This window comes from Methanothermobacter thermautotrophicus str. Delta H, assembly GCF_000008645.1.
Lineage (GTDB): Archaea > Methanobacteriota > Methanobacteria > Methanobacteriales > Methanothermobacteraceae > Methanothermobacter > Methanothermobacter thermautotrophicus.
The window spans coordinates 116,277-133,124 of record NC_000916.1; the positions used below are offsets into that span (position 1 = coordinate 116,277).

15 protein-coding genes are annotated in these 16,848 nt (G+C 50.9%); 12 read left to right on the forward strand and 3 right to left on the reverse strand.

The window, feature by feature from the left end:
* Positions 1-20: 20 nt before the first annotated feature.
* Both MTH_RS00785 and MTH_RS00790 read right to left on the reverse strand, forming a co-directional pair.
* Complete coding sequence (locus tag MTH_RS00785; protein ID WP_010875811.1) at positions 21-1,019, reverse strand: glycosyltransferase family 2 protein; 999 nt, start codon at positions 1,017-1,019, stop codon at positions 21-23.
* Between the two features lie 19 nt (positions 1,020-1,038).
* The gene (locus tag MTH_RS00790; RefSeq protein WP_048060762.1) at positions 1,039-2,178 is read right to left on the reverse strand and encodes a glycosyltransferase family 4 protein; all 1,140 of its coding nucleotides are present in this window, start codon (positions 2,176-2,178) and stop codon (positions 1,039-1,041) included.
* 178 nt (positions 2,179-2,356) lie between these two features.
* On the opposite strand from MTH_RS00790, the gene MTH_RS00795 reads away from it, so the two are divergent.
* From MTH_RS00795 to argB, 10 genes are all read left to right on the forward strand, one after another.
* Positions 2,357-4,714, forward strand: a complete 2,358-nt coding sequence (locus MTH_RS00795) for a PAS domain S-box protein (protein WP_010875813.1) — start codon at positions 2,357-2,359, stop codon at positions 4,712-4,714.
* Between the two features lie 128 nt (positions 4,715-4,842).
* Positions 4,843-6,039 (forward strand): MnmC family methyltransferase, encoded by a 1,197-nt coding sequence (locus tag MTH_RS00800; RefSeq protein ID WP_010875814.1) that lies wholly within the window; start codon positions 4,843-4,845, stop codon positions 6,037-6,039.
* 225 nt (positions 6,040-6,264) lie between these two features.
* A complete protein-coding gene (gene tgtA, locus MTH_RS00805) occupies positions 6,265-8,205 on the forward strand; it encodes a tRNA guanosine(15) transglycosylase TgtA (protein WP_048060763.1) in 1,941 nt (646 codons plus the stop codon).
* On the forward strand, positions 8,206-8,559 hold the full coding sequence (locus MTH_RS00810) for a nascent polypeptide-associated complex protein (RefSeq protein ID WP_010875816.1): 354 nt from the start codon (positions 8,206-8,208) through the stop codon (positions 8,557-8,559).
* Positions 8,559-9,149 carry a metallophosphoesterase family protein gene (locus tag MTH_RS00815; protein WP_010875817.1) on the forward strand — a complete coding sequence of 197 codons (591 nt, stop codon included), beginning with the start codon at positions 8,559-8,561 and terminating at the stop codon, positions 9,147-9,149. Before MTH_RS00810 ends, MTH_RS00815 begins: the two co-directional genes overlap by 1 nt.
* A gap of 165 nt (positions 9,150-9,314) precedes the next feature.
* Complete coding sequence (locus MTH_RS00820; RefSeq protein ID WP_048060764.1) at positions 9,315-10,340, forward strand: NYN domain-containing protein; 1,026 nt, start codon at positions 9,315-9,317, stop codon at positions 10,338-10,340.
* On the forward strand, positions 10,340-11,545 hold the full coding sequence (locus MTH_RS00825; RefSeq protein WP_048060765.1) for a hypothetical protein: 1,206 nt from the start codon (positions 10,340-10,342) through the stop codon (positions 11,543-11,545). Before MTH_RS00820 ends, MTH_RS00825 begins: the two co-directional genes overlap by 1 nt.
* A 49-nt stretch (positions 11,546-11,594) precedes the next feature.
* Positions 11,595-11,882: a hypothetical protein gene (locus MTH_RS00830; protein WP_010875820.1), complete on the forward strand. Its 288-nt coding sequence runs from the start codon at positions 11,595-11,597 to the stop codon at positions 11,880-11,882.
* Positions 11,883-11,927: 45 nt separating this feature from the next.
* A complete protein-coding gene (gene argJ / locus MTH_RS00835; RefSeq protein ID WP_193330363.1) occupies positions 11,928-13,127 on the forward strand; it encodes a bifunctional ornithine acetyltransferase/N-acetylglutamate synthase in 1,200 nt (399 codons plus the stop codon).
* 18 nt (positions 13,128-13,145) lie between these two features.
* Positions 13,146-14,027, forward strand: a complete 882-nt coding sequence (gene argB, locus MTH_RS00840; protein ID WP_010875822.1) for an acetylglutamate kinase — start codon at positions 13,146-13,148, stop codon at positions 14,025-14,027.
* A gap of 92 nt (positions 14,028-14,119) precedes the next feature.
* Here the strand turns inward: argB and aksF are convergent, their stop codons facing one another.
* Positions 14,120-15,115 carry a homoisocitrate dehydrogenase gene (gene aksF / locus MTH_RS00845; protein ID WP_010875823.1) on the reverse strand — a complete coding sequence of 332 codons (996 nt, stop codon included), beginning with the start codon at positions 15,113-15,115 and terminating at the stop codon, positions 14,120-14,122.
* Between the two features lie 149 nt (positions 15,116-15,264).
* Between aksF and MTH_RS00850 the strand changes: the two genes are divergently transcribed.
* Both MTH_RS00850 and MTH_RS00855 read left to right on the forward strand, forming a co-directional pair.
* Entirely contained in the window at positions 15,265-16,152 is an 888-nt protein-coding gene (locus MTH_RS00850; RefSeq protein ID WP_238374219.1) for a tetratricopeptide repeat protein, read from the forward strand.
* Positions 16,153-16,401: 249 nt separating this feature from the next.
* Positions 16,402-16,839, forward strand: coding sequence for a HEAT repeat domain-containing protein (locus tag MTH_RS00855; protein ID WP_238374267.1), 438 nt, complete (start codon positions 16,402-16,404; stop codon positions 16,837-16,839).
* The last annotated feature ends 9 nt before the right edge of the window (positions 16,840-16,848 follow it).

A 16,848-nucleotide genomic window follows, 5' to 3' on the forward strand; every position in this document is an offset into this window, starting at 1 on the left:
ACGCTGCAATCCCTGAATCTTCAATCTTCCTGAGGGGAGGGTACCTTAACTGACCATCTCATTGTAAGGTACTCCTTAATTTCTGATTCAGGTACCCTCTTCAAAGCCCTCCTTTTACGAATAACCCTTCCCAGCCCCCTGTAGGCATCATATTTTGCCCTAAGGATTATGAGTTTCCCCCTCTTTATGTTCAGAAGTACCTGAATAATTTCTGTGAGAACAAAGAGGGGGAGACACATTAAAAGCAGATCAGCTGGCATGTTCTTAATGAAGGTCCAGGTATAATTTCTCCAGTTGTGGTAAACCGTGAAGTCACTTATAAAGGGATTGGTACCCCCCTTGTAGTGGTATACAGTGGCATCGGGTGCATAAAGGGAATCCCATCCTGCGCTTCTGAGTCTGAGTGCCAGATCAAAGTCCTCATAGTATGCAAAGAAATCCTCATCAAAGTATTCAGCGTCGACCTCGACGTCTTCAAGGGCTTCTCTTCTGTAGAGACAGGCACCGGCACAGCAACCCAGGATTCTGGCCCTTTCATTGAAATTTTCAACTGGTTCATATGCGCCCCTGTTGAATCCAAGACCATTCAGGGAGTATTCAAGGCCGGCAGAGTCTATGAGTTTTCTGTTCTGTCCCCATATCATCCTGGCCTGCACACTCCCCACCCTCTCATCGTCTCCGGCCGCCAGTATAAGATTCTCTATAAAATCTGGAAGAACCTCCGTGTCATTATTGAGGCATACCACATACCTGCATTGGGGGTCATCAAGGGCTATCCTGATCCCCTGATTGTTTGATGCAGCGAACCCCAGATTTTCATGGTTTTCGATCAATATTATCCTGTCACCGAGGTATTCACTGAAGTTACTCTTTATAAAGTCCACTGAACCATCCGATGAACCGTTGTCAATGAAGACCACCCTGAAGTCTTCATAGGTCTGTCTGAGAAGAGACCTGAAATACACCTCGAGGAAGGATACCCCGTTGAGGTTGGGTGTTATGATGTAGGTTTCTGGCATATGATCACTTCTGAGATTTTTATGGTGTATTTTTCCGGGCTATTATGAAACTGTAGGTCCTTTCGACTTCATCAACAACCCTATCCCATATGAATTCTTCTTCAACCTTCTTACGGCCCTGAGATCCCATCCTGTCCCTCAGTTCATCATCAGAGATTAAAAGTTTTATTTTATCATGGAGGGCCTCCTTGTCACAGGGTTCAACCAGGAAACCGTTTTCACCGTCATCTATGACCTCAACAACTCCACCGGACCTGTAGGCCACAGCAGGCACACCACAGGCACCTGCTTCAGCAAGAACCATCCCGAAGCCCTCCCTGGTGGATGGAAGGACAAGCACCCTGGCCCCCCTGATCCTGGATATGACCTCAGGGTAGCTCAGGTTATGGTGGAATGTGACCGAGTCCCTGATGCCGCACTCATCGACCATGGCTTTCAGTCTGGCCCTCTCCACACCATCACCTATTATTTCGAGTCTGAGGTCAGGAAAGTCTATGACGAGTTTACTGAAGACCTCTATGAGGTGATCCACATGTTTATGGGGGGCGAGGCGTCCAACGAATATTATGTAGTTCCCGGTCGCCGGGGTGACAGAATCGATGAGTTCAGGGTCAACGCCGTTGGGGATGATGTGGATGCCATCGGGATTCCTCCCATGCAGTTCTGTGAGTGCTGAGGCCGTGCTGCGGCTAACGGTGATCACACCATCATAGGGGAGCCTCATGAGGACCCTCTCAAGGATTGTGGCTGTTTTTGAGGACTGCAGCCACTGGTCCCCATGGGCGGAACTCACATCATGGATGGTTGCAACCATTGGTGTTCCATGAATCCGGGAGGCAAGGAATGCTGGGAGGAGTGGAGCGTACGTCTGGGCGTCAATGATGTCATAGTCATGGGTCATCACCCACCTGAAGGCCGCCGCCATGAACCTGATGAAATCCAGGGGTCCCCTGAGAGGAGGTTTCCTTATTCTGGGGCCCAGGTGGTGCACCCTTACACCGCTGACCTCTTCATACTCACCGACTCCATGGATCCCCATTGATATCACATCAACAACATGACCCCTCTCAACGAGTCTCCTGGCAATTTCAAAGTATCTCCTCTCCCCTCCTCCATTGTAATGCGGTACAAAGAAATCTGAGACTATCAGTATTCTCATAGGACCCACTTTCCAGTATTCTGTTCAATCAGTTTCCATCCAGAATTTCATCAATTCCATCAATTTATATCTGATGTATGATATAATTAATAACATAGTGGGGCAGACATGCTGCGTCAGGTTCCTCCACAGAGGGGCATGATGTAAATCGGGGGGTGATGTAGGTGGGGGTTTTCCCATGAATCCAATGGCCATCATATCCATCACAGCCTTCGTGGTGGCCCTTGTATCGGGTGTGTACATATTCGTCAAGAACCCTGAAAGCCGCTTTAACAGGGCACTCCTCCTTTTCTCAGCACTGATAGCCTACCTTTCACTCACAGATTTCGGCCTTTACATTTCAGAGTCCTACATGATGGCCGACTTCTGGGTAAGGATGGGATTCCTCTGGCCCATTGTGGTCCCGGTCATACTGCACATGGTCCTGCTCTTCACGGGTAGAAGACCAACCATGCCACTCCTTGCAGTTATCTACGCACCTGCAGTGGTCATAGCGGCCCTTGAACTAACAACGGATCTTATAACCGCGGGGCCCACCATGACTTCATGGGGCTGGACCTTCAGTGCCGCGGAGAATTCGCTTCCCTACCAGATCTCAAATATCTGGGGATTCATCATAGCATCAGTCGCCATCATACTTGTGGCCCTGCACTGGAGGTCATCCCGGGGTTCAGATCGGACGCAGGCCCACTACCTCCTCACAGGCCTCATCTTACCTGTCCTGGCGGGCGTCCTGACGGATCTCGTCCTCCCGGCAGCTGGCATGGCTGTACCTTCACTCACAGATCCTTCAGCCGCACTCGGGGTTTCCATCATAGCCTATGGTGTTATGAGGTTCCGTTTACCAATCCTGAGCCCCTTAAACGCTGCCATGGATATTGTGAGGAACATGAACACCTTCCTTATAATCACAGATCTTGGGCTGAATATACACTACGTCAACCCAGCAACTGAGAGGCTAACCGGTCGTCGGGCAGCGGAATTCTCAGGCAGGAAGGTGACTGAGGTCCTTAAATTCGATGAACTCAGCACCGGCTCCATCATGGAGTCCCGGCTCAGAGGTAAGGATGAATGGATCCCGGTCATCGTATCGGCGGGTCATGTGCATGGCTCAGGGGGTGAACATCTGGGCCTGCTCTTCACGGGTTCAGATATGCGGCCCATCCTGGAGATGGAGGAAAAGCTGAGGAGGAGGGAGGATCGTCTTGTGCTCCTGACAGAACACATGGCTGATGGTCTTGGAGAATTTGACAGGGACTTCAACTTCAGATACCTCAGCCCATCGGTGAAGAAGATAACAGGCTACGATCATGAAATGCTCACCGGCATGTCAGCCCTTGACTTCATGGACTACCTGCACCCCGATGACACGGAGGAGGTTAAGAAACTCATACTGACCCGGGGGGAAGGCCACAGGGCAACCTTCAGGATAAGAAGGCCCGATGGGAACTACAGGTGGGTGGAATACGTTGACAGACCAATCAGGACTGATGGTGATATCGAGGGCTACGTGTTCGGTTTGAGGGATATACATGAACATAAACTGGCAGAGGAGGCCCTGATCGTCAGCAAGGAGAAATTCAGGGAACTCTTCAGGAACATGAGGAGCGGCATAATTGCTGTTGAATCTGATGGAAAGGGATTCCGGGTTAAATCCATGAACCCGGCAGCCGAGAGGATGGAGGGCGTCTCCTGCGCCGCCATCCAGGGTATGGATCTTCAGGAGGCACTCCCTGAGATCTGGAACTCCCCCATCAGGAGGGCCCTCCAGGAGATCAGGGAGACCGGTGAGGCCATCCATTGTCCGGAGGTTGAATGTGGGGAGGGATGGTTTGATGTGCACCTCCACCAGCTATCAACCGGGGAGGTGGTCATCATCTGCACCGACATAACCCTCAGGAAGCAGTATGAGGATGAACTCAGAGCATCGCTCAGGGAGAAGGAGGCCCTCCTCAGGGAGGTGCACCACAGGGTCAAGAACAACTTCCAGGTAATATCCAGTCTCATAAATCTTCAGCTCGATGATGCTGAGGATCCAGCGCCCCTCAGGGACCTTCAGAGCAGGATCCAGTCCATGGCCCTCGTCCATGAACTGCTCTATGAGTCAGAGGATCTCACAAGCATTGACATGGGGCGCTACATAGAGAGGCTCACCTCCTCCATAGTTAACAGCCACCATAACGGGGAAATAGAAGTTGAGGTGGCGGTGGGTGACATAACACTTCCCCTTGAAACAGCCATCCCCCTGGGTCTCATCATCAACGAACTCGTCACCAACTCCTTCAAGCATGCCTTCACGTCCGGTGGAATGATAAGCGTAGAACTGGAGGAACATGGCGGTGAATTCACACTCACCATCACAGATAATGGTGTGGGTCTTCCCCCTGATTTTATAATTGAAGATTCGGATTCCCTGGGCCTCAGGCTGGTGGCGGGCCTTGTGGATCAGATTGACGGGACCCTCGAGGTTTCCGGGGAGGATGGGACCAGGTTCAGGTTAACCTTTGGAGTTGTTCCTTACCGTCGGAGGGTCTGATGATCTGTGATTTGAGGGTATTCCTGTGGGTCTTGGAGGGTCTGAAAATCATAACTTGATGAGCAGGCACCGACTCTGATTCAGGGGTAATGGCAAAATTTAAGTTGTAATTACTGTATCATTTAACCATGGCTCTCACACCAAGAGGGGACGTCCTCAGGACAGTCATGGATTACCTTGAGATAGAGTCCAGGGATTCTGTGGACAGAAGGAGGGACCTGTGGAGGTCAATCTCGGATAAATTCATAAGGACGGCTGATGGATCCTACACCCTGAAATCTGAGGCCGGAGAGGCGATGCACACCCGGGTGGGGGCCCTAACAGAGGCCATTGAGAAATTTGTAAAACCCACGGTTTCAGGGATCAAAGACGATTTAAGGGTCCTGGACCTCTGCTCAGGTCTGGGATACAATACCGCAGCCCTCCTGGAGTTCACAGACGCATCCAGTGTAACGGTTGATATGGTGGAGATCTCAGCAGGGACCATGGCCACCGCCCTCATTGTACCATCCCCGAATCCAGCCCATAAAATCGTTAAGGGGGCTTATGAGGACTTTCTGTTATCTGAGGGATTACTGTCCCTCAGGACCTCACCTCCAGCACCCTCAGGCATCGAGCTGAGGGTCCACTGTGGGGATGCAAGGGCAGTGGTACCCCTTCTTGAGAGGGAATACTATGACGCCATATTTCTGGACGCATTCAGTCCAAGGGTGGCCCCTGAACTCTACACTGTCGAATTCATCTCACTCCTCGCAGGGGTGCTGAAGAAGAGGGGCGTACTTGCGACATACACCTCCGCAGCCCCCATGAGGGCAGCCCTCATCGAAGCAGGATTCCATGTGGGCCAGGGACCTGTGTTCGGGAGAAAATCAGGGGGAACACTGGCCTCCATGGACCCCCGGATGGTCAGAAAGCCCCTTGACTGGAGGGATGAACGCATGATAGCCCTCAGTGATGCAGGGATACCCTACAGGGACCCTGAATTATCTGCAGATGCCCTGGAAATAATGGGGAGACGGAGGGTCGAGAGGATGTCTGCGAGGGGCGTTACAAGGATATCATCAGCGGTTAAAACCCCACTCTACCTTGGTTCAGAGCAGGTAGAGGGGAGAACCGGGAGGCGCGTCCGGAGAAACCTCAGCAGAATAGGTATAGATGACCCTTCAGGTCCGGAGGCGCTATACATAATCTGCCCCCAGATGGATGAATGCATATGTGGCTGTGGGGAGGATAGACCAGCCAGCTCAAGGGATAGGGTCATATCCATGAGGAGGAGGCTGATGGACCTGGTTAACCTGCGACACCTTGCTGATAAAGCAGGTTAGTATGTGATCCAGCCCTGCTTCCAGTGTTTCTGAGGCATGGATTATGTGGGAGGATTTTTAGGGTGCTGATTACATATTAATCAGTATCATCGTGGATATACACTGATCTGAGCATGTAGTATCTGGTGGTAGCCACTGCAGAGTACCTGTTAATCAGTATCATTCTGCTTGATTTCACTGATCAGCAGGGGGAACACCCTGCTAATGACTTTATGGGAGGATTTCATGTTTGAAATAAAATCAAAGGACGGCCTCGGAAGGACGGGGATCCTTAAAACAGAGCATGGGACCGTAAGGACACCAGCGCTCATGCCTGTAATACATCCAGGTAAACAGACCATCGATGTTAAGGGCCCCGGAGCCGAGATTGTGATAACGAATGCATACATAATCTACAGAAACCCTGAACTGAGGGAGAGGGCTCTCAGTGATGGAGTTCACAGACTGATAGACTTCGACGGACCCATAATGACGGATTCAGGTTCATTCCAGCTATCAGAGTACGGGGACATTGAGGTCGAGAACCCTGAGATAATACGTTTCCAGGATGAGATAGGCACAGACATAGGCACATCACTGGACATACCAACACCACCTGGTGTTAGCCACAGGAGGGCCATAGAGGAGGTTGAGGTCACCCTTGAGAGGGCCAGGGAGTCCATTGAGTACAGGGAGAGAATGATGCTCAATGCCGTTGTACAGGGTTCAACACACCCTGACCTGAGGAGGTACTGCGCATCACGCCTGGCCGAGCTACCGGTGGAGCTCCACCCCATCGGTGCTGTGGTGCCTCTAATGGAGTCCTACCGCTACAGGGAACTCGTCGACGCCGTACTTTCATCGGTATCTGAGCTCCCACCCTCAAGGCCAAGGCACCTCATGGGGGCAGGCCACCCAATGCTATTCGCCCTGGCAGTTTCAATGGGGTGCGACCTCTTTGATTCAGCGGCCTACATACTCTACGCAGAGGATGACCGCCTCCTCAGCACTGAGGGAACATACAAACTTGAGAACCTCCAGGAGATGCCATGTTCCTGCAGTGTCTGCACGGATTACACACCATCAGAGCTCATGGGGATGGACAGGGAGGAGCGGAGGAACCTGATAGCGGAACACAACCTGCATGTGAGCTTCGCAGAGATAAGGAAGGTCCGCCAGGCAATCCACGACGGAAACCTCATGGAACTGGTCGAAGAGCGCTGCAGGGCACACCCCCGCCTCCTTGAGGGGTACAGGCGCATGTCAGAGTACCTTGATCTCATTGAAAAATTTGAGCCCAGGTCCAAGAGGTCGGCCTTCTTCTACACAGGCCCAGAGTCACTGGGGCGCGTGGAGGTCCACAGACACCTTAAAAGGGTTAAGGAGCACCTCGGGGAAAGATTAGCCCTCGTGGCCCCATCAAGGAGGCCCTACTCATCCAGCCTCCCCGCCAGGATCGGGGGTTTCAGTTCACTGAGACCCCAGAGTGGGGGACCATGGAGGGTCGTGGTGGTGGACCTCCCCTTCGGTATAATCCCCCTGGAACTTGACCAGGTATACCCCCTGGCCCAGAGCGATGCCCCGGGTATAATGGACCTTGACGGGGAGGAGTTCCTTAGGGGCCTTGTCAGGGACCTCATGGATGGAGATGCAATAGTGGACGATGCCCTCTGCAGCGAACTTGGAATTGAACTCCCCTACAAGTACATGGGTGAAGTTGAAACCACCGTTGATGACCTGGACCGTGTGAGGATGGTGGCAGACTACCAGTTCGGTATGGGCGCTGGTGAACTCCTCTTCACCGATGATGTGAGGATTGAGAGGAGCCGCAACACGGGTAAGATAAGGCACATATATGCAGGGGATGAGCTCATCTGCACCATGAGGGCATCAGATGGTCTCCTGGTCCTCGGGGCAGAGGGGGCGGTCAGGCTCCACAAGGGAACAGACTACCCTGCCTGGAGGGTGGCAGTAAATGAGGAGTCTGAACCCTTTGCAAGGAAGGGTAAAAGTGTTTTTGCAAAGTTTATAATAGACTGCGACAATAATATAAGGGCCAACGATGAAGTTTTAATTGTTAATGCTGATGATGAACTTCTGGCCACAGGCAAGGCACTCCTCTGTGCCGAGGAGATGATGGACCTCAACCATGGCCAGGCAGTTAAAACCAGGAAAGGAGGATTTTAATTGATACCGGGTATGGGAATGAACCCCAAGCAGCTGAAACAGATGCAGAGGGCCATGAAGCAGATGGGAATGGATATGAAGGATCTTCGTGGCGTTGAAGAGGTTGTTATCAAACTCAAGAGGAAGGAGATCATAATAAAAAACCCCAAGGTCAATGTAATGGAGTTCATGGGACAGAAGACATACCAGGTGACTGGTAAGGCCCGTGAAAGGTCCCTTGAAGCTGAAATGGAGATACCCGAGGATGACATCGAACTGGTCATGAACCAGACCGGTGCAAGCAGGGAGGACGCCACAAGGGCCCTCCAGGAGACAGGGGGGGACCTTGCAGAGGCAATTATGAGGCTGAGCTGATGGTACTGATAGCCCATATCTCGGACCTCCATGTGGGCGCACCCAATTTCAAGGAGGACATACTCCTTGAGGCCATAAGACAGATCAACAAACTCAAACCCGATGCAACTGTCATAACTGGGGACCTCACAGATAACGGCTACTACCTTGAATTCCTTCAGGCAGCAGAGTACCTCAGCGACCTTAAGGGACCCCACATATTTGTACCAGGAAACCATGATGCCAGGCACGTGGGCAATGAGACCTTCGAGGATGTTTTCAGGTACCGCCGGGGAACCTTTGTGATGGACGGTCTCACCATCATAGGACTGGACAGCAGTGAACCCGACCTCGATTACGGGAAGATAGGGAGGTCCCAGCAGATCTGGATGGAGGATGAACTTGACAGGGCGTCCTCGAGGGGGCACATCCGGGTCATAGCTCTGCATCACCACATAATCCCCGTGCCCAAGACGGGACGTGAGAGGAACGTCCTTGCAGATGCAGGTGACATACTCCAGTCAATAATCAGTAAGGGCGCCGACCTGGTCATATCGGGCCACAAGCATGTTCCCCCACGTCTGGAGGCCTGGAGAACACCTTCTTTGTAACTGCCGGGACGGTCTCATCCCTCAAACTGAGGGGTAAAGATATTAACTCATATAATACATATTACATTGATGAGGATTCCATGAGAATAGTTCTCAATCAGGTGCAGGGAGAGAGCATTGAACTGGCATCCTGCAGCCTGTAAAATATCAGCTAAAGGTGGTTACTTGAGGGTAATTATAGATGCATCGAACGTGGCCCATTCAAGGAAGAACGATGAGGAGAAGCCATGCATAGAGAACATACTGTCAGCGGCAGAGGAACTTGAGAAACTTGGCTACGAACCTGTTATAATCGCCGATGCATCCCTGCGACATGAGATAGATGATAAGGAGCAGTTCAGGAAGCTCCTTGAGGAGGGTAAATTCCAGCAGGTCCCCTCAGGTACCAGTGCCGACCACTTCATACTGAAGATGGCTGAGGAGGAGGATGCCAAGATACTCTCAAATGATGTTTTCAGGGACTACAAGGACGAATTCCAGGATATAAACAGCAGGAGAATACCCTACACCTTCAGGGAGGATAAGATTCTGATAGGGACCTCCGGGAAACCAAAGAAGGTCAAGAATATACTTCAGAAGATATGCAATGAGGCCCTCAGGGAATTTGAGAGGAAGAGGATCGACGCATATAAGGTTAAAAGGGGCAAGAAACTCAGCGGTATAGCCATAGCAAAGGAGGCAATAGACAGAATAAGCAGGAGTCAGGAGGAGGGTCTCGAACCCAGACTTGAGGGCATATTCATGAAGCTACCCCTCTTCGAAAGGTTCATGAGCATGGTTGAGGAGGTTGAGAGGACCAGCAACTACATAATATTCGTCCTTGTTCATCCAAAGGATTACCGTGATGCTGTGAAGTACGCCGGGAACATCGCAGTCACCGTCGGCGACAGGCTGAAACTGGAACACGCCCCCCTGGTGGCTGTCAGGAATGATCTCTTCCTCAAACCAGGCACCTTTGAGCTCAACATAATGTACTCGGAGGATGTCATGGAGGAGGCCCCCTACAATGTTAACATAACCATAAATGATCATGATTACAGCTTCGTTAAGAAGAACTCAAGGAACATAGCGAGCACCCTCGCGGCAAGGATAGGTTCATGGAGATTCCCCATAGTGTCTGTTAAACCAAGCATGCTCCTTGAGAAGCCAGGGGAGTTTGAGGTAGTCCTGGAGAAGGGAGGCAATGATTGATGGTCATGGATTATCTGCTGCGGAAGATACTGGGTTTCTTCCTGGGATACAGGGTCCTCAGCATAGGGACCAGGTACATGCCCACCAACAGTACAGAGCGCGAATACGTGGAAATGCTAAACTACACCAGAACAATGCTCATAGAGATTGAAAGGGCCCATATAAACACCAGCAACATATTCGATAACCTCACAAGGGAGCTGGGGACAGAAAACATACCAGGAAACAGGAAGTTCATTGAAATCAAACCCGCTGATGAGGAGGTCGACGAATACGCCCTCCTGAGTAACATAATAATGGGAAGTGACCGCTACCTCTACATCGAGATATTCAACGGCGGCCGGATAGTGGATGAATTCGTGGATATCATCGAGAATGAAAATGGAAAGATAATCGAGAAGAGCTCAAGTGAGGTGCTTGCCAGGTTCCTCTCCAAGAATGACGCCATAAGGGTTGCTATAAAAATTATAGGCGCTGGAAGCAGGAGAGGGATAAATGTGAGGGCCGCGGCGGGCATGACAGGCGCTGCAGCCATTGAAAGGGCCATAAACCTCAACAGGGAGATAGGGGAGGTCCCGGGTGTCGGGTTCACAAAGCTTGGGGGTGAATTTGCCATAATATTCACAGGTGAATTTGAAACCCCCACCGGAGCGCCGTCCTACCGTGACAACTACCTCTTCACCGACATGATCGACTCCACAGCATTCATAGAGAGGTATGGCCGTGACAGCCTCGTTGAGATAATGAATGACATAAAGGCCTACATGGAGAACGACTGCAAGGGGAAGATTGAGGGTTACCGTGAGGGTGGAGACGACCTCATAGCCAACTTCCCAACCAAGGACATGGCCCTCAGGGCCGGTATAGATTCTGCATGGCATGCAATGGATAACGGCGCAAATATAAGGGTCGGGATTGGCCGCACAAGGAGGGAGGCCGGTGAGAGGGCCCAGCTGGCCGATGAGATAATGCTCTGGAACCCCACATCCATCATGGTATTCGATGTTGCAGATGGCCTCTACGGGTACTTCATACCATCACCCTTCACACGGTCAGTCATAGATTTCTTCATGAACAGGAAGTCTGTGGCCTTCCTCGTGTTTATCTTTGTCTTCGTTGCAACCTTCCTCGGGTGGAACATGGGTCACTGGGAGTTTGGCCTCGTCGCAATCCTGCTTGCTGTTATCTATGGGGCCACGGCATGAAAAGAAATCTATTTAAGGATACTTCAAGATAATATTAAGGGGAATTGAAATGAGACCTGAAACCGAGGCTAAAATCATTGTTAGCTTCCTGATTTCCCTTATAGCCTTTGGGTGCGGGTCAGGCCTGGGCATTGCAATCGGTCTTTCCGGCGGAGACATCACATCTGTTGATATTAATAATACATCGTCCACTGATAATGTCCAGCTGACCCCCAGCAGCACCAACCACCTTCCCCTTAACGGTATAAAGGAGCAGGGAAGGGAGGTAGCTGAGAACGGCAATGGGGAAGTCAACGTTGTTAACAACCAGGGGTCCTCCAACAACACCACCTACTGATGGGAGACGACCCCAGCGAACTTTTTTTACGGGAGAGTGTATACAATGGAACTGAGATTTATAAGGGGTGGTGTCTGCGCTGTTGACGGAGTCCTCGCTGCCGGCTGCCGTGAGGGCAAATATGGTGTTGGACTGATCATCAACAGGGGTTCAACCGCAGCCGCGGTCTTCACCTCAAACAGGGTTCGAGCAGAACCAGTTAAACTCACAGAGCGCGTAATTGCAGATGGAAGTATATCAGCCATCGTGGCAAACAGCGGGAACGCCAACTGCTTCACAGGCAGGGAAGGAATGGATGACGCCAGGAGGATGGCCAGAAAAGTGGCAGAGTCCCTCTCCATGGATGAAAGTGAGGTTGCAGTGGCTTCAACAGGCGTTATAGGAAGAAGGATGCCCATTGATAAAATAGAGTTCCTCATCCAGAGTGCTGCAGCTCAACTGGAAAACTCAGAGGCGGCATCGGGGGCTCTTGCAGAGGCGATAATGACCACCGACACCTTCCCCAAGGAGGTGGCAGTTGAGTTTGAACTTGAAACAGGCGAAAAGGCGCGTATAGGTGCTGTTGCCAAGGGCTCCGGGATGATAGCCCCCAACATGGCCACAATGCTCTCATTCATAACAACCGATGTCGATGCATCGTCTTCTGAACTGACGGAGGCCCTCAGGGTGGCAGTTGATGAGAGCTTCAACATGCTCATAGTGGATGGTGATGAGAGCACCAATGACATGGTCATAATATCCTCAACCAGGACCTCAGGAAGGATAGATTCAAACTTCAGGGAGGCTCTCGTTGCTGTGTGCAGGGAACTCGCCCGTATGATGGCCCGGGACGGTGAGGGGGTCACCAAGTCCTTCCAGGTGGATGTTGTAAATGCAGGGACACATGAGGATGCAAAAATGGCTGCAAGGGCCATAGCAGGTTCATCCCTTGTTAAAACAGCCATATTTGGAGCCGACCCCAACTGGGGGCGTATAGTTGCAGCTGCAGGCTACTCTGGAGCAGAGTTTGACCCTGAGGAGATAAGCGTCACCCTTGAGTCTGATTCAGAATCCGTGGTAATAGTTGACCATGGTGATATCCTGGCATTTGAGGGTACAGAGGAACTTGAAACTGCTGAGAGGGTCATGACCAGCAAGGAGATAAGGATAATCGTTGACCTGGCTGCTGGAGATGAATCAGCCACTGCCTATGGCTGCGACCTCACCTATGATTATGTAAGGATAAATGCAGAGTATACCACATGACTGGCTGAAGGTGTTTTTATGAAAACAGTTAACATCCTCGTTGAGGCACTGCCCTACATAAAGAAGTTTCACAGAAAGAAGATCATGATCAAGTATGGTGGCCATGCCATGATAGACGAGGCCGCCATGGACTCGACCGCCCGGGATACGGTCCTGCTCAAGTATGTGGGTATGGAACCCGTCGTGGTCCATGGAGGAGGACCCGAAATTTCCCGTGCAATGAACAAGATGGGTAAGGAGCCGAAGTTCATTGAGGGCCTCAGGGTGACTGATGAGGAGACCATGGAGATAGTGAAGATGGTCCTCGTTGGTAAGATAAACACCAGCATAGTCTCAAAGATATGCTACCATGGCGGGAGGGCCATAGGATTATCAGGTAAGGACAGCAACCTCCTCCTTGCAAGGAAGAGGGCGCCCCACGTTGTGAGGGACGATGAGACCGGTGAGAGGAGGGAGATAGACTTGGGCCTTGTGGGTGAGATAGAGTCCGTTGACCCCGGCATAATCAACATGCTAACAGATAACAATTACATACCCGTTATATCACCCATAGGGGTTGACAGGGATGCAAATACACTTAACCTCAACGCAGATACCGTTGCTGGTGAGGTTGCAGCGGGTATAGGGGCTGAAAAACTCATAGTACTGACAGACGTCCCGGGGATACTCGAGGACCCTTCAGACCCTGATACCCTCATAAGGCGGATAAGTGTTGACGAGCTCAGTGACCTTGTAAAGAGCGGCATAGTGGAGGGTGGCATGCTCCCCAAGACCCTCACCTGCATACAGGCAATCAATGATGGGGTGTCCTCTGCCCACATAATCGATGGAAGGGTTGAGCACTCACTGCTCCTTGAAATCTTCACAAAGAAGGGAATAGGGACCATGATAACAGAGTGAATGCCTGTTATACTGTTTCAGTGAATGGAGTAGTTAGCAGAGTTAATTGTTTTATGTCGCGGTGCTGATAGAAGCTGGCTCTTGACCTGAAACTACTCCCCTTTTACTATTTCCTCTTTTATGGCCTCTGCCATCTCCATGGTACTGGCAGTACCCCCAAGGTCCGGTGTCATGATACCCCTCATGAGGGTTTTTTGGAGTGCTTTTTCTATTTTTTGGGCTTCTTGTTTTTTGTTGAGGTGTTTTAGCATTAGTGTGGTTGTTAGTATCATGGCTGTGGGGTTGGCTATGTTTTTTCCTGCGATTTGGGGTGCTGATCCGTGTACTGGTTCGAATAGTGCGTTTTTTTCTCCTATGTTTGCTGATGGTGCGAGTCCGAGTCCTCCGATGAGTCCTGCGGCTTCGTCTGATAGTATGTCTCCGAATAGGTTGGTTGTGACGATGGTCTGGAATTCCTGGGGCTGGGTTATGAGGTACATTGCTGTGGCGTCAACGTAGTAGTCATTGGCCTCCATCTGGGGGTATTCTGATGCCACTTTATAGAATTCGTCTCTGAAGATTCCGTCGGTTTTTTTGAGCACGTTGGCCTTGTGGACTGCTGTTACCTTTTGCATGCCCTCTTTCTGGGCGTACTGGAAGGCGAATTGGCTGATTCTCCTGGAGGCGGTTCTTGTTATGATTCTTTTTGCAACGGCGCCCTCAGGGGTGTACTCCTCGTCACCGACATAGAGGTCCTCGGTGTTCTCCCGCACAATAACAAAGTCAAGGTCCGGGTAGAGGCAGGGGACACCTGGCAGGGACTTAACTGGCCTCAAATTCGCAAAAAGATCCAGCTCACGCCTCAATGTGATTATGGCACTCTTCTGTCCTGGCACAGTCGTCACAGCACCGAAGAGTGTTGCATCAGCCTTCCTGACAAGCTTCAGGGTTTCCTCCGGCAGTGTGTCGCCGCAGCGCCTGAAGCACTCATTACCTGCCTCTGCATGTGTGAATTCAAATTCAATTTCAAGGGCCTGGAGGACGTGAAGGGCTGCCTCCATCACCTCCACTCCGATCCCATCACCGGGTATGACCGTTATCCTGTACATTTAAATTCCTCTTGAAGTGTTCTCATGAAGCTGAATGATCTGCATGGGATAATATTTTAAGGCTGTAATGATAAAAATAGTTTGGAAGCTGGGGGTTTTTATGATGTCTTCATATTCCCTTTTATGTGTCATGGGGACGGGATTTTATGATGTTTTATCTTAATCTTCTGAGCATTTTTGAGTCTCTGAGGGATGATCGCAGTGCCCTCAGACACTACAAGAAGAAACTTCATGAGTACCAGGAGCACGAGGCAGAGGTCCTCATAGACATCGGAGTCATATACCTGGACCGGGGCGAACTTGAAAGGGCTGTCAGGAACTTTGAGGAGGCCCTTGAGACCTACAGAAAACTCAAATTTCCTGAGGGAGTTGCCTATGCCTCTGAACTTCTTGGTGATTCACTCATGGCTCTGAGGGAATTTGACAGGGCAATGGAACACTACTCAGAGGCTCTCTCCATATATTCTGATCTCAATCCACCCCTTGCAGAGGAACTCAGGGAGAAGATCTATGAGGCAGGCAAGATAAGGGAGGCACTGACCACTCAGGAACCACCTGAAGAGGAATCATGTGAGGAACCGTCAGAGAACCCTGGACTGGGCTCAGAGACAGTGGCCGTCTTCAGGTTTTCGGACAGACTGGTGGAGCTACTTGAAGGCTTTGAGGATTATGCGGTTTGCTGGGAGAATCGTGACATTGAAGTCCTGGAGGACAACCTCGAATCAGCAGGGGTCATACGTGATAGGCAGACAGAGGGTCTCCTCAACATCCTCATCGGGAGGTATCATCTGGAGGAGGGTGAGATCTACGAGGCACTAAAGTTCATTAAGAGAGCCACAAGAATCTTCAGGGACGCCGGGGACTCCAGGGGTGCTGCCGTGTCCCTGGTGATAATGGGGGTTATTCTCTTCATCATGGACGAGCGGGAAAACCTTTACAAGGTATTCAAGGAGGCCCTTGAAATATTCAGGTCCCTTGAAATGGGGGAAGCTGAATCTGTGACCATGAAGATCATAAACACCCTCAGCAAGATGTAACTCATATGGGATGTCCTGATATCTGAGTGGTGCAGTCCTTTCTGAATAAAATAGCTATTCATGCCCATGTTTCCTCCAGATCCGCGATAAACATATCTATCTTTCTGAACATAATATGTAAAGGTGGTATTATGCAGAGAAGAGAAAACATTGAGAGGCTCATTGAGCAGTTAAGGGAAGGCGATGAACATATGAGGGCAGATCGTTGAGCTCCTATCTGAAATAGGGGAACCCGCTGTTGAACAGCTCATTGAGGCCCTTGATGACAGTGACAAATCTGTTAGGAGGGGGGCCGCAGCAGCCCTGGGTAACATTGGAGATCCCAGAGCAGTTGAACCCCTCATAAAGGCTATGGCCGATGAGAACAAGTGGGTGAGGAGGGATGTTTCAACAGCACTATCCAGGATGGGTGATGAGGCCTTTGAGCCCCTCCTTGAGAGTCTCTCAAATGAGGACTGGAGGATAAGGGGTGCCGCTGCCTGGATCATAGGTAATTTCCAGGATGAAAGGGCTGTTGAACCCCTCATAAAGCTCCTTGAAGATGACAGTGGATTTGTGAGGAGTGGTGCCGCTCGCTCACTGGAGCAGATCGGCGGTGAAAGGGTCAGGGCTGCAATGGAGAAACTTGCAGAGACAGGTACCGGTTTTGCAAGGAAGGTGGCAGTTAACTACCTTGAAACCCACTAGGAGGAACCC